Below are 26,080 nucleotides of genomic sequence, written 5' to 3'. Positions count from 1 at the left end.
GCGTGTAAACGCGTTTTTTTATTAGGTAATAAAATTAACGAGCATAATCAATATTATGAGTATCTATTCTACATGATGAATAAGTAATTTCGCTTTCACCACTAATATTTACGCCAGCCTTTACCTTCCCTGTTTTCGTAACATCAACAAAGAATTGCCCTCTTGGCATTTTAAATGCAAAAGAGAAACCAATAATTTCCGAGTCAAAGTTATTTTCATCCTCACTAATTGGTACAATAAAAGTCAATGGTGCAGATTGTGAGTTATTTTCAAAATCAAAAGCACCAATGCTTTTATTAAACTCGTAGGATGCTTTTTTTATTAAAAGAGTTCCACTTGCCGACTTTGCTGGGCATATTACAGACAGTCTATTTATTCCCTCTACATCTAGATCTATATTCTTATCCGCTGAAGTTTTAACGTTATCTATAAAGTATGTAGCAAGCTGCTTTTCCGTTACTGGCTTCGCAAAGGAGTTTAATGGCAGTCCTACAGCCAACAACAATATAAACATTTTCTTCATATTCTCTCCTACTTTCAGCACAAGCTTTACCACTCAATAATCCTACTTGATTAAAGTAGTTATATTATCGTCTGAATGGAGAATACCCCACATCGTGCGTGATTTTCATCAGGGGATCGGCTTTGCCCGGTACATCAATTATCTTCATACTTGGCGGAGCATTCTCGAACGTGACTTTCAGCTCGCTGTGCTGTGTCATGGAAGAAGATGGATTCAACAGCGGAACATTGGGTTTGTACTGACTCAGGTTGGCCTGATACTGCTCGTACTCTTTACGATCAAAAAAAGGCGTCCAGTCTGAAGCCAGAAACAGCCCTTTATTATCCAGCCAGTTAACCGTATCTTCAGGAACAACACTTTCCAGAGTATCTTTAACCGGCTCATACATCAGGGTTCCCAGAAAATCATATACCCCGGCCTTCCCGATAAAGCCGCGGCCTTTCCCCATCAATCCCGTTTCTGCCGATACCTTCCCCAGCGTACGCATCTCTCTGGTCACTGCGGTAATAGATTTGGTAACGTCAGCAACCCATTTGGTTGCCATAAACAGGGCAATCGCTTTCAGAACAGTTTCCCATCCCCCCATCACCTGCGCCGTTTCATCCACCACGTGCCAGACTTTTTTTATGACAGGACCTACGGTTTCCCAATTATCAATAATGAGGTAAGCGCCACCAACCAGAAGAGCAATCAGCCCCTTAGCAGGCGTCATATTCATCACACCGCCGAGAACTTTCATGATTCTGGACAAAGAGCCTGCAGCGGCCCCCACTGTCAGTAAAGCCAGACCGATTTTAGCAATGGTCTTAACGAGCTCCGGGTTTTCACGGACAAACGTTCTCACTTCCTCAAGGAGCGGTTTTACCGCTTCAAGACCATCATTAACCTCAGGAAGAAACGTTTCCCCCAGAGTGGAAGAAATTGCATCAAGTTGATTTTGCAGAAGTAAAAGCTGGTTTTCCGTCGTCGCTGCCCTCGAAGCATATTCCTTCTGCATCGAACTGCCATACTGCTGGGAATCCGCAACCCGCCTGAAGTTGGTACGCAACAAATCAAGGTTAGTCAGCAGAGGTGCTATCGCGCCCAGAGACTCTTTCCCGAACAGGGCATTCAGCACAGCTGCCTGTTTTTCTTTAGGCACTTTAGCCATCGCATCCAGTACAGACAGCATGGTTCCCCGGGCATCTTTCTGCATATCAGCAGCTAATTTCTTCGGATTGATCCGCAGAAAACGTAATGCCTGTTTCTGCGATTTTGTCGCGGAATTTCCCGCGGTCAGGGAAAGCATGAAGTTCTTGATCCCTGTGGCGGCAATTTCTGACTCCACGCCCATCCCGGCAATGGTTGCCCCCATTGCCGCGATTTCGCCGGAAGCCACACCTGCAACACCACCTAAAGGACCAATACGCGTAACAATATCGGAGATTTTCTTCGCATTCGCCGGGCCGGTATTACCAAGGTAGTTGATTTTGTCAGCCAGCCCGGCCACTTCATCCTGCGTCATATTAAACGCAGTACGCCACTGGGCCATCATCTGCCCGGACTCTTCAGCCGTGGTATCAAAGGCCACGCCCATCTTCACCGCATCAGTGGCAAACTGCATCAGTTCATCACGTGCAATCCCGGCCTGACCGCCAGCCGCCACAATTTCCGCGATCCCGTCTGCAGACATGGGAAGCTCAGTAGACAAAGCGCGTACCTGCTCCGTCATGGCCTTAAACGCATCCGGCGTATCCAGACCGTCCACCACTTTGCGGACATCAGCCATCTTCGATTCAAGGGTGATGGCTGATTTTACAGGGAGTGCCAGTGCCCCCATTATTGCAGTACCCGCCCCGGCAGCGCCCAGAGCAAGGCTGGAGACTTCTTTCTGAAACCCCTTAAGCTGACGCTGCATACCTTTAAGCGGGCCGGATAGCCTGTCAACGGCGGTGATGATGGCTTTCAGCTGAAAATTATCAGCCATGCTTCATCTCCTCATTTATACGGACGGCCTCTGCCTCCAGATCAGCAAAGTGGGAAATAGCCGTCCGGCGAAGTTCAAGGGGGTTTAATTTCCAGAACCACGCGACATTGTAGAATCGCTTCCGGAGGTCTCTTCCGTCTCCAAGCCGGTAAAAAAACGCATTACAATCATGCCTGCCTTGAAAATATCCAGCTTCGTCATCTGCGCTGCAGACGAGCGCGGAATCCCGGCCAGAAGCGGGATATATTTCAGCGCTACCTGACTGTCCATTTTCATACCACCATCAGGCGAAACAGAGAAAGGGAACCCCAGCGCCTCAATCTCGTCATACGTAGGCTCACGTATTTCCAGCACATGCAGTGTTTCTTTGTGGGCGATGATCGGTTTTTTAAGTACAAGCTCAATCACTGGTAATCCCCTTCTTCACCGTGGAACTCAAGATCAACCGTGCCTTCTTCGGCATTATGGTTCGCTTCACCGTACAGCCAGGCAGACGACAATACATAGACCTGACCGTTCGCCAGCTCGGCAGTGATGGTCATCTCATCAGACGAGGTGATTTTGCTCACCGGAAAATTCTTCGGCACCTTGAAGGTCCCTTTGACATAAGGTGCACGGTGAGTTTCCTTGCGGTCCACTGAACCGTCCAGGCCGATGATGTCATCATTAACCGTCCTGTTCATGGGCACCTCAATGCCGCCGGTCAGCGATAGCTGCTGACCGTCAATTTTGAAATAACAGGTTCCCCCGATACGGGCCATTATGCAGACTCCTCTGAATACTGAAGACGGAACTGGTTAACCACGGCAAAGACACGCAACTGGTTAACATAGTCAGGCGGGAACAGCGTGTTCAGGCGGTTCGGATCGCTGGCATCACGCTCCACAACCAGGTACTGCTTAAACAGTTCGTAGTTTTCCACGATCCCCGCACGCTCAAGCTGACGGTAGGTTGCCAGCAGTTCCCCTTTGATCACCGCCGGTGTGACAATCGCCTGACCGGGACCAAAGCGGGTACCGTCGCTGGCAAGCTTGTGACGCCCGTACTTACTGGTAATGACGGATTTCAGTTTGCGCAGCACATACGCGCTGGTATGCAGCGTCTCGCTGTCGAGGTAGCTGTTATCCGCAACACCGTAAGCGTTTTTCCTGTACGTGGTGACATCACGCTGAATGCGCAGCACCCCGCTTTCGACATACGCCGTTGCCACGCCATGAGACAGCAGGGTCTGTTGTTCGGTCATCGTGAACCGTTTCCCCTTCGGCGCAGGCAGCATACCCACCAGCTCACCGGTCTGCGTGGGACGTGCCGGATCGTTGCGAATAAACACCGCTGCGCGGGCGGTACGGCTTGCCGCCAGCTCGTCGGCAGGCGTCTGGGTCTCTTTTTCGTATCCCGCCAGGGTAATGTGCTGCTGGTTAAACTGGTCACCTGCGGTCACCAGTTCTGACAGCGTGCCGATCTTTGCCGTATACACATGACCATACAGCTGACGCGCATAGCTCCAGCGACCGCTGGTATCGTTCATCTCGGTCACCAGCGTGTTAACGGAGGCCGTGTCGTTGAACGGCAGGCCGATATAATCAAACGGCTCATCCGCCATTGCAGCCACCGCGCCGGTGAGAACAGGAGCGCCCGTTCCGGCGGTACCCGTCGCCACGGCAATCTGTACGCCCGCTGGCAGCACTTCGCCCCCACCAAAGCCGTAGTAATTGAGGCTGACAGGAATTTCATTCCCGCAAAGCCCCTTATGACGCGCGGTCAGTGTGACCACGCCAGCCGAAGATGAGGCCGTAAACGGCAGGGCCGGAACGGCATTGATGGCATCTTTGATACTGCTGGCAATCGTCGTGACGTTATCGCCGTTGGTCACCGGAGCCTGCACGCGGGTACGTCCCACATAGACATTCACCGTGCCGGTTTCGGTTGCCGCCCCGGTCACCGTCAGCGTAACCGTTGCCGCCGCGCCTGTGGATTCAGGAACGGCAATCACATACAGCTCGCCAAACGGGTCGGTCTGGCGATAAGCCTCGACCATACGCGCCAGCTGACTTCCCGCACCACAAATCTGGCGTGCATAGTCTGCCGACGGCATCAGCACCAGACTGTTGGCAACAATCTCTGCACCGTTATTGGCATGACCAATCAGCAGCGATGCTCCGCTGTCCTGTGCAGTATTCGCAGCCTGGTTATCCATTTCCGCATAAAACAGCGGAACCAGCGTATTCGACGGAATGGTGTTAAAGCTTATCGTCATCGGTGTTCACCTTTTTATTCACGCGCCGGATATCACCCGCTGCTTCACGGCGCAGCCAGTAGTTGTTCTCATCAACATTTCGCCCTTCGGCGGGCAAAAGGTCGCCGCGGGCAGGGTCAGGCACTGACCGCCCTTTAACAGGTTTCACAAACATGATGATCCTCAGGAAGGAAGGGTTATTTCGGTGTGATGTTCGATATCGCCGTCAGGCCCGTTACCGGGATCGAGATAATCAACATCAATCGCCAGCGTTTGCAGTTCATCCAGACTGTTCAGGTCATCCTGCTGGCGGGTATCGTCTTCGGTCAGCTCGCTGATGACCGAAAAATCGAACTGATAAATCAGCTCATGACGATTCAGATCCAGCAGCGTGCCGCCGTCATAGGTAATCGGGTTACCGCACGCTTCCGGGTTCCAGCCCAGCAGAGTCTTAAAGAGCATCTGCCGGACATCGTCCACCACATCATACGAAGCAAACTGACCGCGCTCATCACGCCCGTTACTCAGTATGACAACCACGGAGAAGCCCTCTTTCAGCTCCTGCCAGTAGTCGGTCTGGCTTTTGTTTTCTCCCGGAGAGTCATCACCCGGTACCACATACGCCGCCGGGAGTCTCAGCTTTCCGACCTCCGGCAGATTTTTGAACTGTGCCGCGCCTGCCACCCGGTTTTCAAAATACGGGCAGCGGGCACGCAGCGCAGCAATAACAGGCGTCAGTTTCATCTGTGTCGTCGCTCCGGCTTCAGTGATTTACGCAATTCCCGCGCCAGAAAATAGCGTGTCCAGCTGCGGTTCTTTTCAAGCGTTTCCACCATGAAGTTATTACGTGGAGCCAGTCGCCAGCCGCTGCCACCGGATGCACCACGATGATGGCTGCGACGACGCTTTGCCCCTCGCCTCACGCCATAGAACAAAAAAGCCGGATAAAAATCACCGGTGATACGGCGGTTTCCCTCTCCATTACGCTGGTTAGGGGCTATACGTGCCATAAAACCAGGGCGATGTTTACTGGCTCTGGGTACCATGTAACCAATCGAACGAGCCAGGCGTCCGGTCTGATAACCGGGGTTTTCACCCGGTGCCGACCGCGCACGGCGCATCACCAGCCGACGGGCATCACGCATATGACGCTGACCAATCGTGACAAACGCCCGCCGGACACGGGCGCGGTTAAAGCGCATCTCCGCGGGCTGCTGAAAATCAACGTGCAAAAAGGAAGTCGTCATTGTTGCCTCCGTGACTCTGCCTACATTCGCCCAGCTCCGTACACTCCAGCAGCAGAAAGCGCCGCGCCCCGTTCAGATCGCGCTGACGTTTCACCCGGTACACACTGTCACCGCAGACCACCTCATAATCAGCGGTGATCCCCCGGCGGTAACGAATGGTGATGTAATGGGTGATGGCGTCCCCGGTCTGCGCGGTTTCCTGCCAGGTGGTGGCACTGGTCTGGACAACCTTCGCCCATGTCCGGAACGCAACCGGGTATTGAGGCTCCACGCCAAAGTTATCCGCGGGCATATCCACCCGCTGGCGGATCAGGACGCGTTTATTCAGTTCACCGGGGTCCGGCAGAATGTAGGTTACGCTGGTCTGCGCCTGACGAATTTTCATTGCGGAAAGTACCTGTACGGGCCGACAAGCCAGTTAAAGCTCATTGGCAACTCCATTTTCTCAACGTCTGTAACCGACGAGCGATTTTCGTAAAAATGGCTGATAAGCATCAGCATCCCCAGACGAATATCATCCGGCAGGTGCAGCCCGTCCGGATCGCTGTCCGGAATGGTTTCATCCGGTGCATAGAGCTTCCGGTTCAGATACGTTTCCGTCCGCTTTTGTGCCGCACAGGCCAGCAGTTGCAGATGGCGGTCATCAGTATCGAAATCCTCATCCAGCCGGAGTTGGGCTTTAATCTCTTCCATTGTCAGAAGCATGCTCAGCCCTCTTTACTGGTCGTGGCTTTTTTCTCTTTTGCCGCTTTACTGCTTTTTGCACTGATTCCGCGCTCTGCTAACCCGGCCTGAAGTGCAATCTCCTGCACACGGGCAGGAAGCGCCCCGTCGTCATACTCACCGGCCCGAATGACCTCAACACGCATACCGTCCGGTGACCATTTCAGATCTTGTTTCAGGATCATGATTCTTCACCCGTCAGAACAGGGGGCGCGGTTCCGCGCCCATGAATGATTACGCCGCTGCAATCTTCAGCAGTTTGATGGCCTGCGAATCGACCAGCATGCCGCCGGTGCGCTTGGTGGTATAAAAACCGACAAATGGTTTATTGGTGTACGGATCACGCAGAATGCGGGTGCCGATACGGTCTACGATGGTGTAACCCCGTTTGAAGTTACCAAATGCAATGGCTTTCGCATCTGCAGCGATATCCGGCATCTGCTCGTTTTCAGCGATACCGTAACCCGCCAGAGAGGACGGTTGCCCCAGTTCCAGCCCCGGACGCCACAGATAGTTACCCTCGGTGTCTTTCAGCAGACGGATGGCAAACAGGCTGTTGTTGTTCATCATGAACTTCGCGCCAGTGCGGTGTGCCTTACGCAGCGTGTAAATCAGTTTGATAATGGCGTCTGCGGTCACCGCAGTCGCTTCGCCGGATACAATATGCTGAAGTTTGCCGAACGCCCGGACCTTATCGGTTTCATCAGTGGATTCATACGCCAGGAACCCTTTCGGCTTCTTGGTGCCATCGCCAGAGGTAAAGGCAATTTCTTCCTGTTCAGCAAATTCGGTTGCCAGCTCGCTGTTGATCCAGGCCTCCACGTTGAAGAAGGCATCGTCCAGCATTTTCTGGGTAGCCTGCGGGTTGCCGTAGATTTCCCCCATGAGAGGTTCAATCAGCTCCAGTCTGGAGGTGGCAGTCTGGGATCGCGTATCCGTTTCCCCCACCCATCCGGAAGCCGTGCCGCCCAGATTCACCAGTTTTTTGTAGTCGGAACCGCCAACGGTGATCACCGTGGCTTCCTGACGCATCACCACTTCATCTTTCAGCAGGTTGAGAATGTTGCGATCCAGTTCTTCCGGCACGGCGTAGCCACCGTCTTCATCGGTGCCCACCTGCAATGCCTTACGCTCCAGATCGCGCAGACCATCTTCACGGCCTTTACGCAGGAAGCCCACAAACGCTTCTTTATGCTCGGTGGCCAGTTTATTTTGCGCACCACCTGCCGGACGTTTCAGCTCAAGCAACTCTTTTTCAAGGTCGCTTTTGAGATTTTCCAGCTCGCTGAGTTTCCCGTTCAGGGTTTCCACCTGCCCGGCAAGTTTGCCTTTTTCCTGCTCAATCGCATCCACGCGCTTGTCGTTCTTTGCTTTGAAGTCGTCAAACTTCTGCTGCAGCTCCTGCGCGACCTGTTCCACATCTTTAATATCAACCGCCATCGTATTTCTCCTGATTAGAAGTTCAGATTTTTCAGTGCATTCAGTGCAGAGCCCACATCCTCAGCGTCGCGCAGGGACAGTGCGCCATAGCCCCCGGCCATGAATGCTTTGGCCTGGGTACGGGAGAGTCCGACATCACGCAGGACTCTTTCGATTTTTTTCTGTTCGGGGATTTCCCCGCGGGCCAGCGCGTTCTTGACGTCGCTGATCCGCGCCTCGTCGTTAGACGGGAACGTCACCAGACTGACTTCCCAGAGGTCGATTTCTTTCAGCAGAAAGGCTTCTTTCGTCCGGTCGTATTCCCAGTCCTTCAGGACGTACCCAATAGAAAGGCCGGTTAACGAACCGGCCTTCATGTGTGCATGTGCGCGTTTTGCCAGGGGATCATCATCAATGAGCAACCGCCCCCTGACGTAAAGCCCGACATCGTCTTCCTTCATTTCGGTGTAAACACCGATGGGCTCATCCATGCGGTGCTGCCAGAGCAGCGCAGGTAACGCTTTTCTGTCACTCCACGCCCGCAGGGAGGCGGTAAATGCCCCGGACATCACCACATCATCGTGGCTGTCCTTTACACCAAAGACGGAGCCATACCCTTCAAACTCACCGGAGTCACTGACAGACTTCAGACTCAGCGGTACATCAAGACGTTGTTTCGTCTGCATTGGCGTTATCCTTCTGCTTACCGGCTTTACTGCCATCGGAGGGTTTCGTGGTCATGTTCATCGGTGTGAGATAGACATCACCACCGGGACGCGGATTCATATCTTCCAGGTCGCGGCAGTCATTGGGAGAGTAAATTCCCCAGTTGATCCCGGTGGCGTAGGCTTCAAAACGGGACTTCATATCCCCGCGCAGTAACGCCCCGGCGTTAAATTTGGCGTAATAAACGCCCTGCTTACTTTTTCGTACCAGTCCGGTGTTGATCCGCTGTTCGATGCGGGTCAGATACGGCACCAGTGAATAGTTGATAAATCCCAGCCCCAGCTCTTCGATATTGTTGAAGGTGGCGCGATCGGTGTTCTGCACCATGTGCAACGGCACCCGGAACAGACGACAGATTTCTTCAAGCTGAAACTTGCGGGTTTCCAGGAACTGGCTGTCCTCGGCGTTCAGCGCCATCGACTTCCAGTCCAGCCCCATCTCAAGGATCATCGGGCGGTGAGCATTACCAAGCCCGGTGTGACGCTCCTCAAAATCTTTCTTCAGGCGCTCATAAGCCTGATCCGACAGCGTCTGTTCTGTACGCAACACACCCGACGTCACCGCGCCATTGCTGAACAGTCTGGCCCCGTGCTCTTCGGTCGCAGCTGCCAGCGATATTGCCTCGCGGGCATAGGCGACGGGATTCAGTCCCACCAGACCGTCCAGCGTCAGCGTGCGCACATGCCAGATATCTTCCTGGCTCAGTACATCCGTGGAGCCGTCCGGGAATGTGACCTGGTAAACCGGTTCCCAGCTACTGTTAAGCTTCGGTACCACACAACCGGGATCGACGGGCAGCAGTTCAGCCACTTCGCCAAACGCTTTCACTTTGTAGGCGTAAAAGTTTCCCCGCAGGCACAGACAGGTGACCACCAGCTCCCAGAACTCCTGCGGCGTCATATAGCCATTGGGATGCGTGGAGATCAGCTTATGCAGACGTTCGCCGGTGGCCCTCTGCTTCAGGCTGCCGTTCAGGTAATACAGGTTGCAGGGCAACATCCCGACCGACTCTGCCAGAACCCTGACGCAGGAAAAAACCGCCGTCAGTCGCATGGCCCGCTGGCTGCTGATCTGCTTTCCGGTATAGGTGTCATATGACAGCCCGATAGCATCCGCCAGCTCTGCTGGCGTGGTCACCGGCGCGTCACTTTTTCGTTGAAACAATCCCGAAAAGAACACTATTTACCTCCGCTGACAGACGACTGTGTACGGTCGAGATATCGCGCCACCAGCCACGACCAGAACAGGCACAGCGCCCCGGCAACAACAAAACCCGCCGGGGGATAAATCAGCCAGGCACCATACGCCAGCAAAAGCGCACCCAGCACGCCCACCAGAGGCGCGAGAATCAGCATGATCATAATTACCTCAGTTAAAGCGAGCGGATCCCGTAGGACTCAATGTGATCAGACAGCGTGTCTTCTTTCTCGTACAGCATGGCTCTGCCAACCGCCATAATCAGCGCAACTGCACCGTCAATTTTGTTTTCCGCCTGCTCTTTGACGGGTTTCACCACATCATCGTTACCCGGCATGTTTTTGCCGACCACGTTGCCGATACACCAGGTCATGATGGGATTGCCGTCATGATGAAAACGTCCCGATTCAATCGCTGCTTCCAGCTCTTTCATCGGATCGGACATATTGGTGAAGTTCTGGAAGATAGTGACGGGATTCAGGTCTTCATCAGCAAGGTCATGTGACAGCCCGGTCGCCCCGAAGGGGTCGATGGGTGACTCGCTGACCGGGCTGATTTTGTTCGCCGCTTTGGCCTCTTCGAGGATGTAGCGATAATCCACCTCTGCACCATCGGTAACGGTCAGGACGCCCATTTCCACCCATTTCTGAAAGCGTTCGGCTGTCCGGCGATCTTCATTTTTCTCGACGCTGTACACCGTGTCATACGGTACCCAGAAACGCGGGGCCACACTGTAGTAATGCGTTTTACCGTCAATCTCGCGGGTATAAAGTCGCGCCATACTGTTCATATCCAGCTTACGCGCCAGGTCAAAGGCCAGGATGCACGGTTGCCCCTCGAACTGCTCAAGGGACAGTGATTTATCCTCGCAGCTCTGCCAGCTCACCAGGTTGAAATACGCCGAACGCGCCGACACCCAGATATTGAGGTGCTTTGTTTTAAAGACGTTTGCCAGACGGGCGTTATTTTTCGCACGCTGCTGCTGACTTAACAAAAATTCGCGATAAACCGACACGCCAATATTCGGGTTAGCTTTTTCCAGCACCTGCGGGTCGGTCCAGTCGTCACCTTCATCAACGGTATAGATGATCCCGAACAGTTCATCGTTGGGTACCGACCCGTTGAGCATCTCGATAACTTCCCGCCGCTTGTCGTAGCACGGCCCCTCAATGTTGTACCCGGCAGTAGTAATGGCCCACATCAGTGGCTGACGTCGCGCCCCCATCCCGGTAAGCATCGTGGTGTAAAGCGCATCTGTGGCGTGCTCGTGATATTCATCCACCACCGCACAGTGGGGTGATGAACCATCACCGGGGTTACCGATCAGCGGTTCAAACCGCGCGCCATCCTCCGGACGATTCATGTTTGAGGCGTTAACCTCAATCCCGAACGCTTCCGTCAGCATGGGTGTGCGTTTACACATCAGTCGAGCCGGGCGAAAGACTTCCCACGCCTGTTTCTCTGTCGTGGCACCGGAATACACTTCTGCGCCAAACTCGTTATCACAGGCAAAACAATACAGGGCAACACCGGCAGAGATTGCCGATTTGCCGTTCTTACGGGGGATTTCGGTATACACCTCCCTGAAGCGGCGCAGCCGGGAGCCTTTATTGACCCAGCCAAACGCACAGCAGATCACAAAGAGCTGCCACGGTTCCAGCGTGATGGGCATCCTCTTGAATGCCCACTCCCCCTTGGTGTGTGGCAACAGCTGAATAAATTTCGCGGCCCGTTCAGCCAGGTCCTTGTCGAAGCGGTAACGAAACGACTTACTTTTTTCCGCCATCAGGTCATCAAGATGGCGCTGGCAGGCCTGAATCACAAACTGGCAGGCCACAATCTTTCCGCGCACGACATCACGGGCATACTGATTGGCAGCATTTACGTTGGGGTAAGATTTCCGGCTCATGACTCGATGATTTTCAGAAACGGGTTAGTGGCTTTCTTCTGCCCCGCCAGGCCAATCAGACGCTGGCGGCTGCTGGGGTCGAGTCCGAGCATTGCCCCCGTGCTGCTCATCTCGGACTCCTGTTCTTTTTTGGCGGTCAGCTCCGGATTTTTGACCCTGCCGCCCATTGCACCGGTGATGGTGTTGCCCTGTATGGCAATATTTTTCACGGCACGTCGCCAGAACTCGTAGGCCACGCACCACCGCTCAAGCACCGCGAGGTCAGTCACGCACAGCAGGTCCTGACCGCAGAGTTCTTTGGTTGTCAGTTGCCACATGATCGTGGCGAGAGGGAGATCTTCTTCAGCGAACCACTCCGGTGGCTCAACACCTTTGATGGGCGTAAAAACAGGTTCATCTTTGTTCAGGGCTCGCTTGCCGGGGTTTCCGGCCAGCGCCTTGCGCGCCGTTGGCTTGGGGCGACGCCCGGAACGCCCCGCCGTTCCAGCCATATGCGGCACTCCTGGTTAAATTTCATTTTTCGCGGGTATAAAAAAACGATGGGGCGGGCAGTCCGGAAGACGTCAGGCCGCAGGGATTTGACCCGCCCCTCCCCTCAGGCAGTTGAGAATTATTATCACTTCAACCGTTCACGGGCCGTCTTCGCCTTATGACACGGCCAGCACAGACTCTGCAGATTACAGTCGGCATCAGTGCCGCCATGCGCTTTAGGGATGATGTGGTCAACGGTTTTCGCCTCGCGCACCACACCAGCACGCAGGCACAACTGGCATAAACCTTTGTCACGTTTCAGCACACGCGTGCGGATAACGTCCCACTTCGAACCGTAGCCGCGCTGATGACGGGATTGTCCTGGCTTGTATTGCTTCCAGCCTTCGCTTTTGTGGCTTTCGCAATAACCTGACGGGTCAGTGGTGGTATGGCGGCACCCGCGAACACGGCAGGCTTTTGGTGTGCGTGGTGGCATTATCCGTCCTTCGGTGATGTAGCTGCTTCTGTTGGGTTCATAGTTGAAATCCTGTTACGCCATAGCAATGTATCTGCCATCATAATGGCAATAAAAAAGCCCCGCGATTGCGGGGCTGATGGTTATATAAAATATTAGCCAATTAAGTCGTCAATTTTTTTCTGAATATAACCATCCAGCAAACGCCTTGAAACGTCAACTAATGTTCCAATGCTTGCATCTTTAAAGCCGGTCTTGAGAGAATTCCAAACCTCTTTATTCCTGAGAGCTTCAAGGAAGTCATGACCGCTTGAAGTTAATCGTAACGGTATAACGAACCATGATCCTCCATCAGCAGCCTCAGAGAAACCAAACCCATACTTGCCGTCTGTTCTAGCAATTAGTTGACGATCAGCCAATAAACGCATATGGAATAAAAATTCATCGGTGCTGTAGTCATACCCAGCCAGCTGCAGCTGCTTTATATCAGTATGCGGCTCTTCAGACGCCTCGAAAGCTTCCAAAAGACCTTTCAAATACTCGTGATCTATTTTCATAACATTCCCTTTTATGAATGAGGGAATAATTTAACATTAAACTAGGCACTTGATGAATACTTGGCGTAATGTCGCTAGTGGTCGAGTTGCAATACACCGTGATTCAGTAACTCTAAATAAGCGATGAGCCCGGCATAAACGGGGATAAACTCACAATCATCTTCGAATTCTGGGATTATTCCGGTTGCGATGGTGTATTGAGGCTGGCTATCTTCCTTCGCGAAGGATGCAAGGTCTTCAAACTGCTTAGCTGTAAGAACCACTGTCATACCTCTGTCGTTAAAAAGCCTCGCTATTGCGAGGCTTGGTTCGGAAGCTGATTATTACTTGGTGAAGTGTCTGATAGCCTTCTCAACTTTTTCGTCAGTGACCATACCGTCACAACGTGCGACGTTATAACTTATCCCGTCTAGTTCGTACTCCTCGATAGGCATAGTAAGCACGCCGCCCTTGTCACCCCTGAAGGTAACAATCTCCAGGTCGTCCTGGACAACAACATGATCAAACGCGTCACCCGGTAAAATAGCTATGACATTCTTTGGCATTTTTATCCCCTTTTTTTTGCGGAGGATTAAATTACCACATTCATTCACTTATGAACCAGATTCAGCTTCAAACCACAGTAGTGTGTCTTCCGACTCTTTGATAGCTTTCGTCGTTCTGGCTACCAGCCCGCTTTCAGATGTTACCCAGCTTAACTGGTTCACAAAGATTTGATACTTCAACGGATCGTCACCAACAAACTTAATCGCGTCTGCTGCAGCGGCGGTGTCATAGTACAGTTTCGCCAGCAGGTTTAAGCGGATCTGCTATGCAGGTGTAACCGTGATTTTAGACATTGTTTATCCCCTGGTGGGTATATTTATTGTCTTATCCGCTTGTTGGGATATCCATTATCAAAGCCACTCTGCAAGGAATGGCTTTTATGATGGCAATAAAAACAGTCGTAGGAGGTTAGATTAAGTCTTCACGTTTTTCATATTCATCGATATGATAAAGATGCATAAACTTTTCATCATGCCCACCAAATATCTGTGTTATCGATTCGTCATCCCGGCCTTCAACAATTAAATGCTTTTCATGTGTTCCTGGCATAAATAACGCCTTTACAACATATTCTAAGTGGTGTTTGAACTGTACGTGAAGCTCTCTTGCATCCTCAAAAGGAATATTTTCGGTAAGTTCAAAATAACGAAATGCCATATCTACCTCCCGTATAATGAGAGCTCATCATTAATGAATTTTCTTGTCATGACAATGACAAATTATTTCAGGTTCCATTAGATATAGCTTTGTAATGAACTGGCACTTATCTCAACACAGCCCTTACCGCGCGCCAGATGCTCAATATCAAGCATCAGCAATGAGATGTTTAATCTGGATTCGCTCCAGAAGTAAGCACCACCCTGTCTACAGAGCCAGATGTGAAGGATGATGAGTAAAATTATCGCTATCATCGAAGGCATTGCGTCCTGATGTACTCCTGCAGGTAGTTAACCTGCGCGGTTATCCTGTCGATTCCACTTCGGAGACGGTAATAATTGAGTTCAGCATCTGCTGTAAGTCCTGGGCTTTCTCCATCGCCCATGCTGCTGGCTCCGGTCGTTGACTTTGCACAGGTGGCGGCGACTTGCAGGCGCTTACGCCCAGCAGAAACATCAGCACGGAGACTTTCGATAGTCGCGTTAGCATCAGCAAGCTCCTTTGTATATCTGGCGTCGAGTTCTGCTACATCACGTTGACGCTTCTGCATGTCAGCGATGATGGATGTGGCTTTATCGCGCTGCTCTTTGTAGGCGATGGCGTTATCACGGTAATGATTAACAGCCCATGACAGGCAGACGATGATGCAGATAATCAGAGCGGAGATAATCGCGGTGACTCTGCTCATACCTCAATCTCTCTGACCGTTCCGCCAGCCTCTTTGAATTTTGCAATCAGGCTGTCAGCCTTATGCTCGAACTGGCCATAACCAGCGCCCGGCAGTGAAGCCCAGATATTGCTGCAACGGTCGATAGCCTGACGAATATCACCGCGATCAATCATCGGTAAAGCGCCACGCTCCTTAATCTGCTGCAATGCCACAGCGTCCTGGCTTTTTGGAGAGAAGTCTTTCAGGCCAAGCTGCTTACGGTAGGCATCCCACCAACGGGAAAGAAGCTGGTAACGTCCGGCGGCTGTTGATTTGAGTTTTGGGTTTAGCGTGACAAGTTTGCGAGGGTGATCGGAGTAATCAGTGAACAGTTCGCCGCCAACAATAACATCATAACCGTGGTTACGTGTCGGTTGTCGCCCGTTATCCGTTCCTTCTGACCATGCCACCATATCGAGGAAAGCTTTACGCTGGGAATTTAGTACCTGCATAAATTACTCCTTAGAGCCACCAAACTTATTACCGATTACTCTCATTGCAGCCCCACGAATAGCATCGACACCGATCAACCCAACGCCACCACCAATGGCAACAGAAAGCGATTTAGGCCATCCGACATACTCAAGCGCGGATGCAAAAGTCAGAGTCAGAGCGCCACAGAGCAAAATCTCGAGCGTTTTTCGCTTCCAGCCGCCACCACCACCAAAGTAGGCGATACGCAAACCAGCCATAACAATCGACATAATCACTGCGCCCAGCGGTGTGTCTCCACGCCACCAGCTCTGGAACAACTCCAGCCAGGTATTTGGGTTATGAGGCATTTGTAGTTATCTCTCACCTCGCTGATACAGCAGGTGCAAATTGAGGGAACATCATGTACAGCAAATTAGAAGCGGAAACGTCAAAGAAGCCGAACCAATGGATAACTGCGGAATAGACCAGGACCAACGAATCCCCAGCCCCAGAAACGACAAAACCCGCTCGACGGCGGGTTTAAGCTGTGTGGCGAAGTAACCACTCTTAACACGATACAATAATTTTTGCGTACGCGTTAGCGTTTTTGTAAGATTAACAAATAAATCGAAAAATCATAATCGGATGATTTCATGGCAAAATTAAATGCTAGCGAAAGACTCGTTACTCATCATAGTCTGACCATTGACACAAAGTTTAGAACCAAGGCAACACAAGAGGTAAAAGCCCAGTGTATATGTCCTGTTCCGGAAATGTACATGCTTGCCCCATTGATTGTTAAACAAAAGGGACTCGTTCATTCATATGATTCTGGGAATATTGTAGTTACTCTCCAAGATGTACAACTTTATCCTTTACTTCCAGATAACTCACCCACGCATATTGTCCTTCTTATTAATAGTGTTGATAAAAATGGAAGTACTACCGTTGTAAAAAATATAAATACTAATGAACGCGTTGAAATCCAACCAAAATATGAACAAGGTGAAGGCTATGAAGTTTCTACCTATGTTGTCATATCATTAAATGGAAATAAAAGAACCTATGATATGATTTGTACATCTACCCCAGGTGTATCTACGGCCCGGTTAAATAGTTTTTTAGACAAAATTCTCTTTGAAGTGGCGAAAGACAATGAAGACTTATTTACCGCAAAACATCCAACTAACGTTATTTCTGCAACATCAAAAAAAGAAGTAAAAATACGATACAAACCAATATTTGAATTTACAGGAATGTTAGACAAGGAGCTTTTTAATAAAATAAGCCAAAAAGGATTATCAGATGTCATATTAGTCAAGGATCAATTCGGAACAATTAATGCTCCTGATGTTAATTCACCTTACATTCCGACTGAAAGTACATTAAAATTACTTCCAAATCATGGTGACAATGTTATTGGATGGATTAAAAATGTAGCATCTCATTTCAATAAAAAAATGAATGGTGGTTATGATAAATTAAAGGTTAAATTCCAAGATCCTGAAACAAATAAACCAAGGCAGGTTGATTTCAAAACCTCAAACATCAATCTTAATAATTTAGAAAAAACATTTATTAAGAAAAGCATTATCGATAACTTTAATTCGCGCCTGAAGGATTCATATGTTAAAATTGAACTAGAGTTTGTTGTGAAAATGATAGATTTGATGTGAGGTTATTATGCCAATACTTTCAGTTTTCTCTCATCTAGGCAAGCCGTTTGGATATCTTTTTATTAAAGGTATTAGCGGCAAAGCTGCATATGATTGGGTAGCACCAATTCTACTTACTTCTATCACAGCAGTACTTTTCATTCTATTAAAAATCCCTGTCAAAGATTTATTTGATGACAATGGTTTCATTAAATCAATCGTTTCATTTATCTCTAACCTACCAGGGTTTTATATTGCCGCTCTGGCCGCCATAGCAACTTTCAATAGAGCTGAGATTGATTTACCATTGATTAGCAATGAAAGAAATGCCTCTATTGAAATAAAAGTAACAAAAGAAAATGGAAAAGTAGTAAATTCAGAGGAGGTTCTGACCAGACGATTATTTCTTTGCATGCTATTCTCTTTTTTAACAGCATTAAGCATTGTTATAATAATACTTAATGCTATATTTTCACCATTAATCAATGTCTATCAAAACAGTATTGTTTTAATGGTTTATACTGTTGTATTTACTTTCCTCGTTTGGCAACTCTTAGTATCAACTTTCTTTGGATTATATTATCTCGGAAACAGAATTCATATGAATTATTAAGCCCTACAGGGGCTTAATAATCAACAAAATACCTTCAATCACTCCTATTGCTGCTTGAAGTTGTTTTCTGATTGACCCGTCAGAGCATTTCCGTTTCTTTGCTATTGAACGGAGTGAAATACCGATAACAAAGTGAGCAATGATCAGTTCATATTCTTCTGGCTTATATTTCCGCAATCGCGCAACACAGCTGTCAATCATGATTCCTTCATCATCATCGCATTGTTGGCGTGTTTTCTTTCCATGAGGTAGTAAACCTTTAAACCCTGCAGCAACAGGCTGCCAGTCCACACCACTGTTATCTGCTGCAGCCCATGCTCCCCAGCGGTCCAATACTTCATACATATCACGCATCAACTTTCTCCACAAAATCAGGCCAGCACGCCGGTTGCCAGCGCACGATCGATAAAACGAAATATCAGCTCCAGCTGGGAGCCATACATCTCTTCAAATGCCACGGTATCCGCATGCAGCTCGTCGTGATGCTTTCTGCACAAAGGCAACACAAAGAGGTCATGCGCTTTTGTACCCATTCCACCCTGGCCGTGACCTATCAGGTGGTGGGGATCATCAGCAGGCTTTCCACAACATGCACACGGCTGTGTCTTAACCCAGCGCGTGTACTTTTCATTAACCCAGCGGCGACGTTTGGGGCGTAACATAAAAGACTCCGGCGACTCCGGATCCACTTTCAGCGTCAGCACCTTTTTCGCTTTATCCTGGATGATGCTGGTGGCAGGAACCGAAGGCACAAAGTCACTTTCCCGGGTGACAGACGGCACAACAGGCTTCGGTAATCTCAGTGCCTTACGGGCTGCACTTTCCGGTAAGGCATCCGCCAGGTCATTACGAATCAGCCACCAGCACAGTTCCGGCATTGTCACAACGTGACTATCATCAAAACCGAGATCCCGACGCACAACAGACAACACCCAGCGGGCACAGTTATCCGTTGCCATTGATTCCAGCCGTTCCGTGAACTGATCGCGCAGCTGGTTATCGCAGTGCCAGCACAGACGGATTGCGCCCGGCGCGTGTCGCATTGTGGCCATGTTCTCGCTGTGCCAGTCGGAATGAGGCCACTGACAGCCCTTTTCACGAAGTAACCAGCTTTCAAGACATTCCACGCCACCAGCACGACGGATCACTGCCTCATTGCGGAACACGGCCCGAACGGCAGGATCATCCGCCAGCGGTTGTGATGCCGCCGGAACGGCACCACTGGCGAAAGATGAATAACGTTCCGGCTCAGGCTCCAGTAGGACACGCCCCTGCATAAACAGGGGCATCAGCTCTGAACCTGGTCTGAACAATACGATCCCCATACGCGGGGCTATTTCAGGGGTCAGTAGTGCTCTCACGGTCACCTCAATGAACGGTATCGAGCAACTTTAACAGCTCAGGGAATCGGGATTCGAAGAAATGCGGCTGCGTCTCGCGCGGATTTGCGGGACTGGTGATGTTCTTGCCGAACATGCAGCCTTTCGCCGTCAGCGACCAGAATTTTTTGATGTTGTTAATCGCGGTACGGCTGTATCGTTCGCGCTGCTCGACGATCCCCAGCTTCGCCATCTGGTGATATGCCTGATTAGCCGTAAGGCGGATACCATACTGTTTCAGCAGTGCACTCAGCGACAGTGTCGGGCGACTTGAGCCATCAGGCGCGTCAGCAGGAGCATCAATGGCATAGCGCGGTGCCAGATTCGGTAAGCCAACAGCCTCCTGGAGTTTCTGACAGGCACCAAGCACTGAAGAGTTAGACAGGTTTAACTCCCTGCGCATAAAGTCCAGCAGAATCACTCCAGCCTGCATCTTGTCAGCAGCTTGTCCGGATAATTTTTCCGGTGCGCTGGTTACCATATCGAAAGTACGGATCACCTTCAGATGGAATGACGGGCTGATCCACATTGCATAGGCATACACCAGTTCCTTGCAGACATACGTTCCCCGTTCATTTCCCCCATGAATCACACTCACCGGGTCAACACCCAAATTCTGGGTGTTGGTCAATTCATGAACAAGCTCAACAGTTTGTTGGCTGGAAAGAAACTTTCCTGGCTCCTTGGTTCTGGCATTTGCACCAGATGCTACTGCTGCGCGATGCAGATCGTTCAGGCTGTAACGCCCATAAGCATCACGACGAACTTCAATACCATCAATGACCATCAGATTATTCATACTTCGTTTCTCCTCTTGATCAGGCGGCTGCACCCGCCGTTTTCTCGTACTTACTGATAGTGATCTCGACCTTCCCTTCCGGGATAACCGGTCCCCACTCCACCAACATTCTTTTCACCTGGCTGTCGTCTTCCCACACACCCGCGTGGGTCAGGGCGTCAAACAGCGCCTTGTTATAGTTGTCCAGATCGCGGATCCGGTTATCCGGAGGAAACAACACAATCTCCACTGAAGCAGGTGCCGACGTTGGTTTCGGCAGACGACGTAACTGCTCAACTATTGCTGCGCACGCCGCGCTCTGGAATTTTCGCCCCGCCGCACTTATCAGGCTCTTACCAGCAAATGCCCCTTTGTTGGGGTGTCGCCAGTAGGTGTTCACGCTGGGTGGAAAAGGCAGAATCAGCTTCATACTTTCAGCCCCCTCTCATGTAACCAGTGGGCTGCACGCAGCCTGGCGTTTTCCTCACCAGCAAGCAGTGCGCGGATAATCCCGGCCGCCTCGCTGTCGTCGTCCTTCACCGCGGTATGAAGCGTGATGCCCCGGGCCACACCACGCTTTATCGTGATGACGCCTTTTTTCTCCAGTGCGCGAAGATGCTCCACCGCTGCATTCACTGAACGGTATCCCAGCATGGTTGCCACCTCCTGATTGGTTGGCGGGAAGCCACGTTCTTTCTGATAAGAAATCAGCATATCCAGCACCTGCTGCTGGCATTGAGTTAACGTCGTCATGCCGCCATCTCCCTGACCAGTTTTTCCGCCTGCTGGCGAACCTGCGCCAGAAACGCCTCACCACATGCCTCAAGTTCATCGCGCCCGATGTAGCTGATTGCCGGTCCCTTCCAGGTCTTGTCGAAAACAGCAATAGCACCAGCGAAGAAAGCGCCTGTCGGCACCTGCTTCTCATCTTTCGGGATAAACCAGGCAGGCAGTTCAAAACCAATACGCCCGCGAATAAAAGCAATATGATCTGCATCTTCCGGCCACCACACTTCGCTGGTGGCAGCTTTGATCAGGAAAACATAGCGCCCGCCTTTATCACGCATGGCACTGGCATGCTTCATGATGTAACGCATGCCGGTGATGTATAGCCCCTCATGCTGACTGGCGCGGCTGTATGGGGGATTACCAAAGGCAGCGCCTTTAAGCTCCGCAAGACGTTCTGACCAGTCATGCGCCAGCGCGTTGTCTTCCGCCGTGTAATACGCGGCACATTTGGCGTTATCACCGTCAGTAAACAGATCCAGGACAAACGGGCCAAACAGGGTGTTAATTCCCCAGAAAATGTTATCCGGCGTGCGCCACTGATCGCCCACTTCCTTCAGTTCATGGGCTGGTTTGTTCCGCAGCTCCACCAGCGCCCGGCAATATTTATTACTCATTAAGCCCCCACGTAATTCCCTGACAGATACCACTCTTCACCCGATGCAGCGCGCTTGCTGCTTTTCCGTAAGCACCGCTCACGATGCGCCAGAAAATTGTTTCGTTCTGGCTGGGAGTGGCTTTCACGGAATGCCTCCATCCACACCGTTGCAGCTCGACGGAATAAGCCCCTGGACTCCAGTTCTTCAGCCTGGCGGGTCAGGCACAAAATCACCCGGGGGTCGTTAGTGCCGACATAGAAATTGCGCACAGGTCTGGTTTCACAAACTGGTTCCGGCTCCTGCGATATCTCAGCCTGGCGCGGGAAATGTCTGCGTGTATCCCCTTCACAACGGTGAGCCACACGCCCACTCTGACGTAACTTGCTTGCTGACTGCAGAACGCGCTGCCGTGAGTAACCTGCAAAAGCATCCGCAATGTCTCCGGAAGTACACCCCGGATGGGCTTCAATGAATTTCTGAACTTCATTCAAAAGACTCATGATCACCCCCTGAATCCTGCCGGGATCTGGCTGTAGTCCACGTTGTCGTAACTGGCTTTGAAGTACGGGTCCTCACGTCTGGCTGCAGATACCGCAGGAACTTCCCAGGATTCTTCGAAATGACGATCCGGACCAAAGAACGTGACAGCCTGTTTCACAAATTGTGTGCCGCTGTTACCCATCGCAGATACCCAGCCCGCGTAGCGTTTCACACCTTCCAGCATGGTTTCGGGGTTTACCCCCTCATTCAAACGGGCTTTCCAGGCTTTGAAGGCTGCAGATTTTGAATTACCACCAGCACGTTTGGGATATGCCAGCCATGCCTGCTCAAACTCCGGAGAGTATTCCGGCCGGTTTGAACGAACTCGCACGGACTCATCAACTGATGCACCAACAGCTATTGGTTCATTGACTGGTTCTTTGACTGGTTCAAAAGAGTGACTGGTTCTGGGTGAATCTCCTGCACTACCCCCTGGTGCAACTCCTGCACTACCTGGTGAATTTGCTGCACCAGATAGTGAATTATTTGCACTACCCCCTAGTGAATCTCCTGCACCATCCAGATGAAGGAGATAGATATTACTTGAGTTACCTTTTTCACCTTTCCGGGTGACTTTTTTTACCAGCCCGGACTCACAAAGGGCCGCAATATGATTCATCACAGAACGTTTGCTAATCTCGCACTGGTCAGCAATATGCTGGTAGCTGGGCCAGCACTCACCCTGATCGCTGGCATTATCAGCCAGCTTGATCAGAACCAGTTTTCGCAATGGATTACCCACTCGAATTTTCATCGCTTTAACCATCAGCTCCATACTCATGCTGCACCTCCGAGATGCTTCATGTTTTTTCCGGAGCGAAAGGCTATAAGCGGCATACTGACGCGGTAATTACGGCCCAGCGGTTCACAAATCACCTTCTGGCATTCACGGTCAACCAGGCTAACACGTAGAACATGCCCTGCAGGTGTGGTGTACCACTGCCCAACTGTAGGAATTGATGTTTTTTTACGCTGAAGCAAACGGCAAATATTGAGGATCAACGGATTAAGCATGACGATGCCCTCCGCTGATATTCAGGAGACGGTGAATATGAAAATTAGCCTTATCCGCCAGACGAATACGTTCAGCCTGCAAGTTAAGAAGGGTTTCTACCAGAACTTGATGCGCCTGCGGATCCGAAAGAGTTACCTTGCGCAGAGCACGTAGTGCAGTTGTTACATAACTGAGTTTATGTAAGTCTTCATCATTCAGACGAGCGAGGGTTGGGAGAGTAGTCATGGTGACAGCCCCTATGTTGAATTCAAAGAACTCACCACATGGGACGCCAATCACAGAGGTGGTGAGACGTACAGGGTTGGCGTAACCGGTCAACATAGAACCCGGCGCATCTTGCGATGCCCCTGCACGCCCCACCATAATTTGGACGTAGCAATGCTCATGATACGAAAAAACCGCATGAGCGCGGTTATGCTCTATATTGAATTCCAGGACGCCAATCCCGACACCCGCTTTATAAGGTGCCTGAACAGTGTAACGTCCCGGAATGGCAGAATCAATGTGCTGGTGGTCCTTCACACTCAACAAAATCACGCCTGAATTTCCACAAAGGACTAAAGCACTCATGCGGGTAGTCTTTGCGAAGATAGATAACGCGCTGCGTTTCTGGCTCCCAACGAATAACATGGACATAAAGCCCTCTTCCGTCACGAAACCAGCGGTTAAGTTCCTGCACAACTCGCCCCCCACAGTCAGGTAAAGTTCTCTGTGGTTACTTACAGCCAGGTGATTTGGTAATCTGCATTCATGCCGTAACAACAGGTGTTCAGCGACGCTGACCACCAGCTGTTGCGACAAACGGTTATTTGCCGTTAAACTGTTCATGCGTTAGTTTCTCCACAGACACAAAACGCCACGACGCCCGGAGCTGCACACTCGCGGGCGTCACTCTTTTCTGGAGCGCAAAAGATTTTGTAGACCAGTGCTGCATGCTCCTGGAGCTTCGAAATTGACAGATACAACTCATCATTAATTGCTGTCTGCTCGTGTGGCTCCACTACCCCGTCTTCGATTGCCGAACGAATCTGCTTTGAGTAACTCCCGATCTGTTCGATGACTTCCAGCAGGCGCTGGTTTATATCGGCGTTCTCTACTTCCTCAATTTCAGGAAGCGATACAAACACCCCACCAGCAGACTGTGCGACAGCATCCGCAATGTAGTGAGTGCCAGCCGCGCGCTGTAAAATCATTGCCCATCCCAGCGGGAAAATCTGATCGCCATCTGCACGAAGGCGGTTGAATAAAGCGTTCTCTGTTACATCCAGCCACTCAGCAGCTTCAGCGTACCCCCCCGGCAACGCCGCGATAGTTTTTCTGACAGCTTTCACGTACCACTCAGGCTGTTTTTCTACTTTCCAGTGATGCTTACCCACGGTTAGCCTCATCGTTCTGTGGTTAAAAATTGAAGGTGTTCTGTTAATCTTTCGGATAGATATCCGGTCTTAAGTCAGATTTCGTAATTGCACCTGACGTGCATTGCTCAAGTTTTTTAGCCAGCACAAAACTGGCTTTTTTATAACCATTGAAAACCAGCCGTAAGTAGCCTGGTGTTGAGCCAACTTTTCCGGCCAACTCGCCCTGCTGTTCTTTGGTTAAAGAGTCCCAATACGCTTTCATACAATATGTACCTCCAATATACATATTACATGATTGAGATGAACCTTCAAGATACTTGTACCCTATCGGTACAAAGGTTTTAATTTCGTTATGAAAACAGTCCATGACATCCGGCGGTCTAACGCCAGAAAACTGAGAGATGGTGTTGGCGGGAATTCTTCCTTTGCCACCATGATTGATCGCGAGCCAACCCAGACCAGCAGGTTTATGGGAGATGGTGCTACTAAAAATATCGGTGACAGCATGGCACGGCACATCGAAAAATGTTTCGACCTGCCTGTCGGATGGCTTGATCAAGAACACCAGACAACAAACATCACAAAAAAACCTGATGTTTCAATTACTAACAAACAAATAACGTTAGTCCCTGTCATATCATGGGTACAGGCCGGAGCATGGAAAGAAGTTGGCTATTCTGAGGTTGATTTGAGCACAGCAGAAACTTATCCCTGCCCTGTACCCTGTGGCGAAATGACTTATATCTTGCGGGTGATTGGTGATTCAATGATTGATGAGTACCGCCCGGGAGACATGATTTTTGTAGATCCTGAAGTCCCTGCCTGCCACGGTGACGACGTTATTGCATTGATGCACGATTCAGGCGAAACCACCTTCAAGCGGTTGATAGAAGATGGAACACAGCGTTATCTCAAAGCATTAAACCCAAACTGGCCTGAGCCTTACATTAAGATTAACGGTAATTGCTCTATAATTGGTACAGTGATTTTCTCGGGAAAACCAAGAAGATACACAATAAAGGCCTAATCAATATTTATGAACCTGCTTCGGCAGGTTTTTTTATGCTTGACAATGTACCCATGAGATACATAATGTATCTAAAAGAAACATAACACAGGCAAGATTAAAACAAAATTTGGTTGTAACACGGCGTATGGCACATGCGTCGTTAGCGGTCTGGTGACGTTAAAGGGGATAATCCACTCCTTGCTCGGGCAAACAAACCAGGTAGCCGGAATGTGCAAGTCAATGATGATGCTGATAAGACGCCTAACCAGCGTGGCGATTCGGTTTGACGCCTGGGAAGAGACCAGGGTGCAACGATGAGGGCATTTATGGAACCGCGACAAAGTGTGGTGCCGTAACTGGCTAAGTGCTCTCAGCGTTGTGGTAATCCGCGAAATGGCGCGGCGGTAAGTATGGCGGGGTTACTCTTTCCCCGTTGAGGACACCGGATTGTCAGGTTGACCATACGCCTGAGTGACAACCCCACCACAACAGCCACTGCTTTGGCGGTACCAGTTTGTACACTTGCTTCCGGCTGGTACCGCTCTTTTTACAAAACAGAGAAGAACATCATCG

At 50.5% G+C, this 26,080-nt stretch carries 43 protein-coding genes; 3 read left to right on the top strand and 40 right to left on the bottom strand.

Going from position 1 to position 26,080, the window contains the following annotated elements; all coding sequences use genetic code 11:
* Positions 1 to 34: 34 nt before the first annotated feature.
* From A31E_RS01195 to A31E_RS01320, 27 genes are all read right to left on the bottom strand, one after another.
* Positions 35 to 523, bottom strand: coding sequence for a hypothetical protein (locus tag A31E_RS01195; RefSeq protein WP_016249575.1), 489 nt, complete (start codon positions 521 to 523; stop codon positions 35 to 37).
* A gap of 64 nt (positions 524 to 587) precedes the next feature.
* Positions 588 to 2,489 carry a phage tail tape measure protein gene (locus tag A31E_RS01200; RefSeq protein ID WP_016249574.1) on the bottom strand — a complete coding sequence of 634 codons (1,902 nt, stop codon included), beginning with the start codon at positions 2,487 to 2,489 and terminating at the stop codon, positions 588 to 590.
* 84 nt (positions 2,490 to 2,573) lie between these two features.
* Positions 2,574 to 2,897, bottom strand: a complete 324-nt coding sequence (locus A31E_RS01205; protein WP_000571713.1) for a phage tail assembly protein — start codon at positions 2,895 to 2,897, stop codon at positions 2,574 to 2,576.
* On the bottom strand, positions 2,894 to 3,250 hold the full coding sequence (locus A31E_RS01210) for a phage tail tube protein (RefSeq protein WP_016249573.1): 357 nt from the start codon (positions 3,248 to 3,250) through the stop codon (positions 2,894 to 2,896). Before A31E_RS01210 ends, A31E_RS01205 begins: the two co-directional genes overlap by 4 nt.
* The gene (locus A31E_RS01215; protein ID WP_016249572.1) at positions 3,250 to 4,746 is read right to left on the bottom strand and encodes a phage tail sheath subtilisin-like domain-containing protein; all 1,497 of its coding nucleotides are present in this window, start codon (positions 4,744 to 4,746) and stop codon (positions 3,250 to 3,252) included. Before A31E_RS01215 ends, A31E_RS01210 begins: the two co-directional genes overlap by 1 nt.
* Complete coding sequence (locus A31E_RS01220) at positions 4,730 to 4,900, bottom strand: DUF2635 domain-containing protein (RefSeq protein WP_000497751.1); 171 nt, start codon at positions 4,898 to 4,900, stop codon at positions 4,730 to 4,732. The genes A31E_RS01215 and A31E_RS01220 overlap by 17 nt, the downstream gene beginning before the upstream one ends.
* A gap of 8 nt (positions 4,901 to 4,908) precedes the next feature.
* Positions 4,909 to 5,469 carry a phage tail terminator protein gene (locus A31E_RS01225; protein WP_016249571.1) on the bottom strand — a complete coding sequence of 187 codons (561 nt, stop codon included), beginning with the start codon at positions 5,467 to 5,469 and terminating at the stop codon, positions 4,909 to 4,911.
* Positions 5,466 to 5,972: a hypothetical protein gene (locus A31E_RS01230; RefSeq protein ID WP_000213502.1), complete on the bottom strand. Its 507-nt coding sequence runs from the start codon at positions 5,970 to 5,972 to the stop codon at positions 5,466 to 5,468. The genes A31E_RS01225 and A31E_RS01230 overlap by 4 nt, the downstream gene beginning before the upstream one ends.
* Positions 5,947 to 6,357 carry a phage head closure protein gene (locus A31E_RS01235; protein ID WP_016249570.1) on the bottom strand — a complete coding sequence of 137 codons (411 nt, stop codon included), beginning with the start codon at positions 6,355 to 6,357 and terminating at the stop codon, positions 5,947 to 5,949. The genes A31E_RS01230 and A31E_RS01235 overlap by 26 nt, the downstream gene beginning before the upstream one ends.
* Positions 6,354 to 6,677: a head-tail connector protein gene (locus tag A31E_RS01240; RefSeq protein ID WP_016249569.1), complete on the bottom strand. Its 324-nt coding sequence runs from the start codon at positions 6,675 to 6,677 to the stop codon at positions 6,354 to 6,356. Before A31E_RS01240 ends, A31E_RS01235 begins: the two co-directional genes overlap by 4 nt.
* 2 nt (positions 6,678 to 6,679) lie before the next feature.
* Positions 6,680 to 6,880, bottom strand: coding sequence for a hypothetical protein (locus A31E_RS01245; protein WP_000601360.1), 201 nt, complete (start codon positions 6,878 to 6,880; stop codon positions 6,680 to 6,682).
* A gap of 49 nt (positions 6,881 to 6,929) precedes the next feature.
* Positions 6,930 to 8,135, bottom strand: a complete 1,206-nt coding sequence (locus A31E_RS01250) for a phage major capsid protein (RefSeq protein ID WP_000257507.1) — start codon at positions 8,133 to 8,135, stop codon at positions 6,930 to 6,932.
* Between the two features lie 14 nt (positions 8,136 to 8,149).
* Positions 8,150 to 8,800 (bottom strand): HK97 family phage prohead protease, encoded by a 651-nt coding sequence (locus A31E_RS01255; RefSeq protein WP_016249568.1) that lies wholly within the window; start codon positions 8,798 to 8,800, stop codon positions 8,150 to 8,152.
* Entirely contained in the window at positions 8,778 to 10,019 is a 1,242-nt protein-coding gene (locus tag A31E_RS01260) for a phage portal protein (RefSeq protein WP_016249567.1), read from the bottom strand. The genes A31E_RS01255 and A31E_RS01260 overlap by 23 nt, the downstream gene beginning before the upstream one ends.
* Positions 10,019 to 10,201, bottom strand: a complete 183-nt coding sequence (gene ymfR, locus A31E_RS01265) for a protein YmfR (RefSeq protein ID WP_016249566.1) — start codon at positions 10,199 to 10,201, stop codon at positions 10,019 to 10,021. Before ymfR ends, A31E_RS01260 begins: the two co-directional genes overlap by 1 nt.
* A gap of 11 nt (positions 10,202 to 10,212) precedes the next feature.
* Entirely contained in the window at positions 10,213 to 11,946 is a 1,734-nt protein-coding gene (locus tag A31E_RS01270) for a terminase large subunit (protein WP_016249565.1), read from the bottom strand.
* Positions 11,943 to 12,437, bottom strand: coding sequence for a phage terminase small subunit P27 family (locus A31E_RS01275; RefSeq protein WP_016249564.1), 495 nt, complete (start codon positions 12,435 to 12,437; stop codon positions 11,943 to 11,945). Before A31E_RS01275 ends, A31E_RS01270 begins: the two co-directional genes overlap by 4 nt.
* A gap of 125 nt (positions 12,438 to 12,562) precedes the next feature.
* Positions 12,563 to 12,913 carry an HNH endonuclease gene (locus tag A31E_RS01280; protein WP_016249563.1) on the bottom strand — a complete coding sequence of 117 codons (351 nt, stop codon included), beginning with the start codon at positions 12,911 to 12,913 and terminating at the stop codon, positions 12,563 to 12,565.
* A gap of 134 nt (positions 12,914 to 13,047) precedes the next feature.
* Positions 13,048 to 13,449 (bottom strand): DUF2513 domain-containing protein, encoded by a 402-nt coding sequence (locus tag A31E_RS01285; protein ID WP_000686855.1) that lies wholly within the window; start codon positions 13,447 to 13,449, stop codon positions 13,048 to 13,050.
* Between the two features lie 74 nt (positions 13,450 to 13,523).
* Positions 13,524 to 13,718, bottom strand: a complete 195-nt coding sequence (locus A31E_RS01290) for a hypothetical protein (RefSeq protein ID WP_000219368.1) — start codon at positions 13,716 to 13,718, stop codon at positions 13,524 to 13,526.
* A gap of 54 nt (positions 13,719 to 13,772) precedes the next feature.
* Complete coding sequence (locus A31E_RS01295) at positions 13,773 to 13,994, bottom strand: hypothetical protein (RefSeq protein ID WP_001125701.1); 222 nt, start codon at positions 13,992 to 13,994, stop codon at positions 13,773 to 13,775.
* A gap of 48 nt (positions 13,995 to 14,042) precedes the next feature.
* Positions 14,043 to 14,255 carry a DUF2560 family protein gene (locus A31E_RS24970; protein WP_235784125.1) on the bottom strand — a complete coding sequence of 71 codons (213 nt, stop codon included), beginning with the start codon at positions 14,253 to 14,255 and terminating at the stop codon, positions 14,043 to 14,045.
* A gap of 148 nt (positions 14,256 to 14,403) precedes the next feature.
* Positions 14,404 to 14,652 carry a hypothetical protein gene (locus tag A31E_RS01300; RefSeq protein ID WP_000885689.1) on the bottom strand — a complete coding sequence of 83 codons (249 nt, stop codon included), beginning with the start codon at positions 14,650 to 14,652 and terminating at the stop codon, positions 14,404 to 14,406.
* A 77-nt stretch (positions 14,653 to 14,729) separates the two neighbouring features.
* Positions 14,730 to 14,915 (bottom strand): hypothetical protein, encoded by a 186-nt coding sequence (locus A31E_RS25960; protein WP_001447355.1) that lies wholly within the window; start codon positions 14,913 to 14,915, stop codon positions 14,730 to 14,732.
* Positions 14,903 to 15,340, bottom strand: coding sequence for a lysis protein (locus A31E_RS25955; RefSeq protein ID WP_016249561.1), 438 nt, complete (start codon positions 15,338 to 15,340; stop codon positions 14,903 to 14,905). Before A31E_RS25955 ends, A31E_RS25960 begins: the two co-directional genes overlap by 13 nt.
* A complete protein-coding gene (locus A31E_RS01315) occupies positions 15,337 to 15,813 on the bottom strand; it encodes a glycoside hydrolase family 24 protein (protein WP_001197766.1) in 477 nt (158 codons plus the stop codon). Before A31E_RS01315 ends, A31E_RS25955 begins: the two co-directional genes overlap by 4 nt.
* 3 nt (positions 15,814 to 15,816) lie before the next feature.
* Positions 15,817 to 16,143: a phage holin, lambda family gene (locus tag A31E_RS01320; protein WP_001120492.1), complete on the bottom strand. Its 327-nt coding sequence runs from the start codon at positions 16,141 to 16,143 to the stop codon at positions 15,817 to 15,819.
* A 285-nt stretch (positions 16,144 to 16,428) separates the two neighbouring features.
* On the opposite strand from A31E_RS01320, the gene A31E_RS01325 reads away from it, so the two are divergent.
* Both A31E_RS01325 and A31E_RS01330 read left to right on the top strand, forming a co-directional pair.
* The gene (locus tag A31E_RS01325) at positions 16,429 to 17,451 is read left to right on the top strand and encodes a hypothetical protein (protein ID WP_004030019.1); all 1,023 of its coding nucleotides are present in this window, start codon (positions 16,429 to 16,431) and stop codon (positions 17,449 to 17,451) included.
* A gap of 7 nt (positions 17,452 to 17,458) precedes the next feature.
* On the top strand, positions 17,459 to 18,043 hold the full coding sequence (locus A31E_RS01330) for a hypothetical protein (RefSeq protein WP_001122064.1): 585 nt from the start codon (positions 17,459 to 17,461) through the stop codon (positions 18,041 to 18,043).
* Positions 18,044 to 18,046: 3 nt separating this feature from the next.
* Here A31E_RS01330 and A31E_RS01335 read toward each other — a convergent pair whose 3' ends face one another.
* The 13 genes from A31E_RS01335 to A31E_RS01390 all read right to left on the bottom strand — a co-directional run bounded on the left by A31E_RS01335 (position 18,047) and on the right by A31E_RS01390 (position 24,760).
* The gene (locus A31E_RS01335) at positions 18,047 to 18,397 is read right to left on the bottom strand and encodes an antiterminator Q family protein (RefSeq protein ID WP_001205459.1); all 351 of its coding nucleotides are present in this window, start codon (positions 18,395 to 18,397) and stop codon (positions 18,047 to 18,049) included.
* A 17-nt stretch (positions 18,398 to 18,414) separates the two neighbouring features.
* Complete coding sequence (locus A31E_RS01340; protein WP_016249560.1) at positions 18,415 to 19,404, bottom strand: DUF968 domain-containing protein; 990 nt, start codon at positions 19,402 to 19,404, stop codon at positions 18,415 to 18,417.
* A gap of 7 nt (positions 19,405 to 19,411) precedes the next feature.
* Complete coding sequence (locus A31E_RS01345; RefSeq protein WP_001061444.1) at positions 19,412 to 20,221, bottom strand: KilA-N domain-containing protein; 810 nt, start codon at positions 20,219 to 20,221, stop codon at positions 19,412 to 19,414.
* 19 nt (positions 20,222 to 20,240) lie between these two features.
* On the bottom strand, positions 20,241 to 20,630 hold the full coding sequence (locus A31E_RS01350) for a RusA family crossover junction endodeoxyribonuclease (protein WP_000767113.1): 390 nt from the start codon (positions 20,628 to 20,630) through the stop codon (positions 20,241 to 20,243).
* A complete protein-coding gene (locus tag A31E_RS01355) occupies positions 20,627 to 20,953 on the bottom strand; it encodes a LexA family protein (RefSeq protein ID WP_000210148.1) in 327 nt (108 codons plus the stop codon). The genes A31E_RS01350 and A31E_RS01355 overlap by 4 nt, the downstream gene beginning before the upstream one ends.
* A complete protein-coding gene (locus A31E_RS01360; RefSeq protein ID WP_016249559.1) occupies positions 20,950 to 21,603 on the bottom strand; it encodes a phage N-6-adenine-methyltransferase in 654 nt (217 codons plus the stop codon). The genes A31E_RS01355 and A31E_RS01360 overlap by 4 nt, the downstream gene beginning before the upstream one ends.
* The gene (locus A31E_RS01365) at positions 21,603 to 22,091 is read right to left on the bottom strand and encodes a PerC family transcriptional regulator (RefSeq protein WP_077688188.1); all 489 of its coding nucleotides are present in this window, start codon (positions 22,089 to 22,091) and stop codon (positions 21,603 to 21,605) included. Before A31E_RS01365 ends, A31E_RS01360 begins: the two co-directional genes overlap by 1 nt.
* The gene (locus A31E_RS01370; protein WP_000061529.1) at positions 22,088 to 22,906 is read right to left on the bottom strand and encodes a helix-turn-helix domain-containing protein; all 819 of its coding nucleotides are present in this window, start codon (positions 22,904 to 22,906) and stop codon (positions 22,088 to 22,090) included. Before A31E_RS01370 ends, A31E_RS01365 begins: the two co-directional genes overlap by 4 nt.
* Complete coding sequence (locus tag A31E_RS01375; RefSeq protein ID WP_000933942.1) at positions 22,903 to 23,139, bottom strand: hypothetical protein; 237 nt, start codon at positions 23,137 to 23,139, stop codon at positions 22,903 to 22,905. The genes A31E_RS01370 and A31E_RS01375 overlap by 4 nt, the downstream gene beginning before the upstream one ends.
* Complete coding sequence (locus A31E_RS01380; RefSeq protein WP_226112522.1) at positions 23,132 to 23,710, bottom strand: ash family protein; 579 nt, start codon at positions 23,708 to 23,710, stop codon at positions 23,132 to 23,134. Before A31E_RS01380 ends, A31E_RS01375 begins: the two co-directional genes overlap by 8 nt.
* Positions 23,640 to 23,819 carry a DUF4222 domain-containing protein gene (locus A31E_RS26515; protein ID WP_001341559.1) on the bottom strand — a complete coding sequence of 60 codons (180 nt, stop codon included), beginning with the start codon at positions 23,817 to 23,819 and terminating at the stop codon, positions 23,640 to 23,642. Before A31E_RS26515 ends, A31E_RS01380 begins: the two co-directional genes overlap by 71 nt.
* A gap of 145 nt (positions 23,820 to 23,964) precedes the next feature.
* The gene (gene ymfL / locus A31E_RS01385) at positions 23,965 to 24,516 is read right to left on the bottom strand and encodes a protein YmfL (RefSeq protein WP_000515860.1); all 552 of its coding nucleotides are present in this window, start codon (positions 24,514 to 24,516) and stop codon (positions 23,965 to 23,967) included.
* Positions 24,517 to 24,559: 43 nt separating this feature from the next.
* Positions 24,560 to 24,760 carry a helix-turn-helix domain-containing protein gene (locus A31E_RS01390; RefSeq protein WP_000649477.1) on the bottom strand — a complete coding sequence of 67 codons (201 nt, stop codon included), beginning with the start codon at positions 24,758 to 24,760 and terminating at the stop codon, positions 24,560 to 24,562.
* Positions 24,761 to 24,850: 90 nt separating this feature from the next.
* On the opposite strand from A31E_RS01390, the gene A31E_RS01395 reads away from it, so the two are divergent.
* Positions 24,851 to 25,525: a LexA family protein gene (locus A31E_RS01395; protein WP_000859460.1), complete on the top strand. Its 675-nt coding sequence runs from the start codon at positions 24,851 to 24,853 to the stop codon at positions 25,523 to 25,525.
* Positions 25,526 to 26,080 lie beyond the last annotated feature (555 nt).

The sequence above is a fragment of the Escherichia sp. KTE159 genome (genome assembly GCF_000408805.1).
GTDB classification, from domain to species: domain Bacteria; phylum Pseudomonadota; class Gammaproteobacteria; order Enterobacterales; family Enterobacteriaceae; genus Escherichia; species Escherichia marmotae.
The sequence above is the reverse complement of the archived record's forward strand: the minus strand, read 5'-3'. Positions and strand labels throughout refer to the sequence as shown.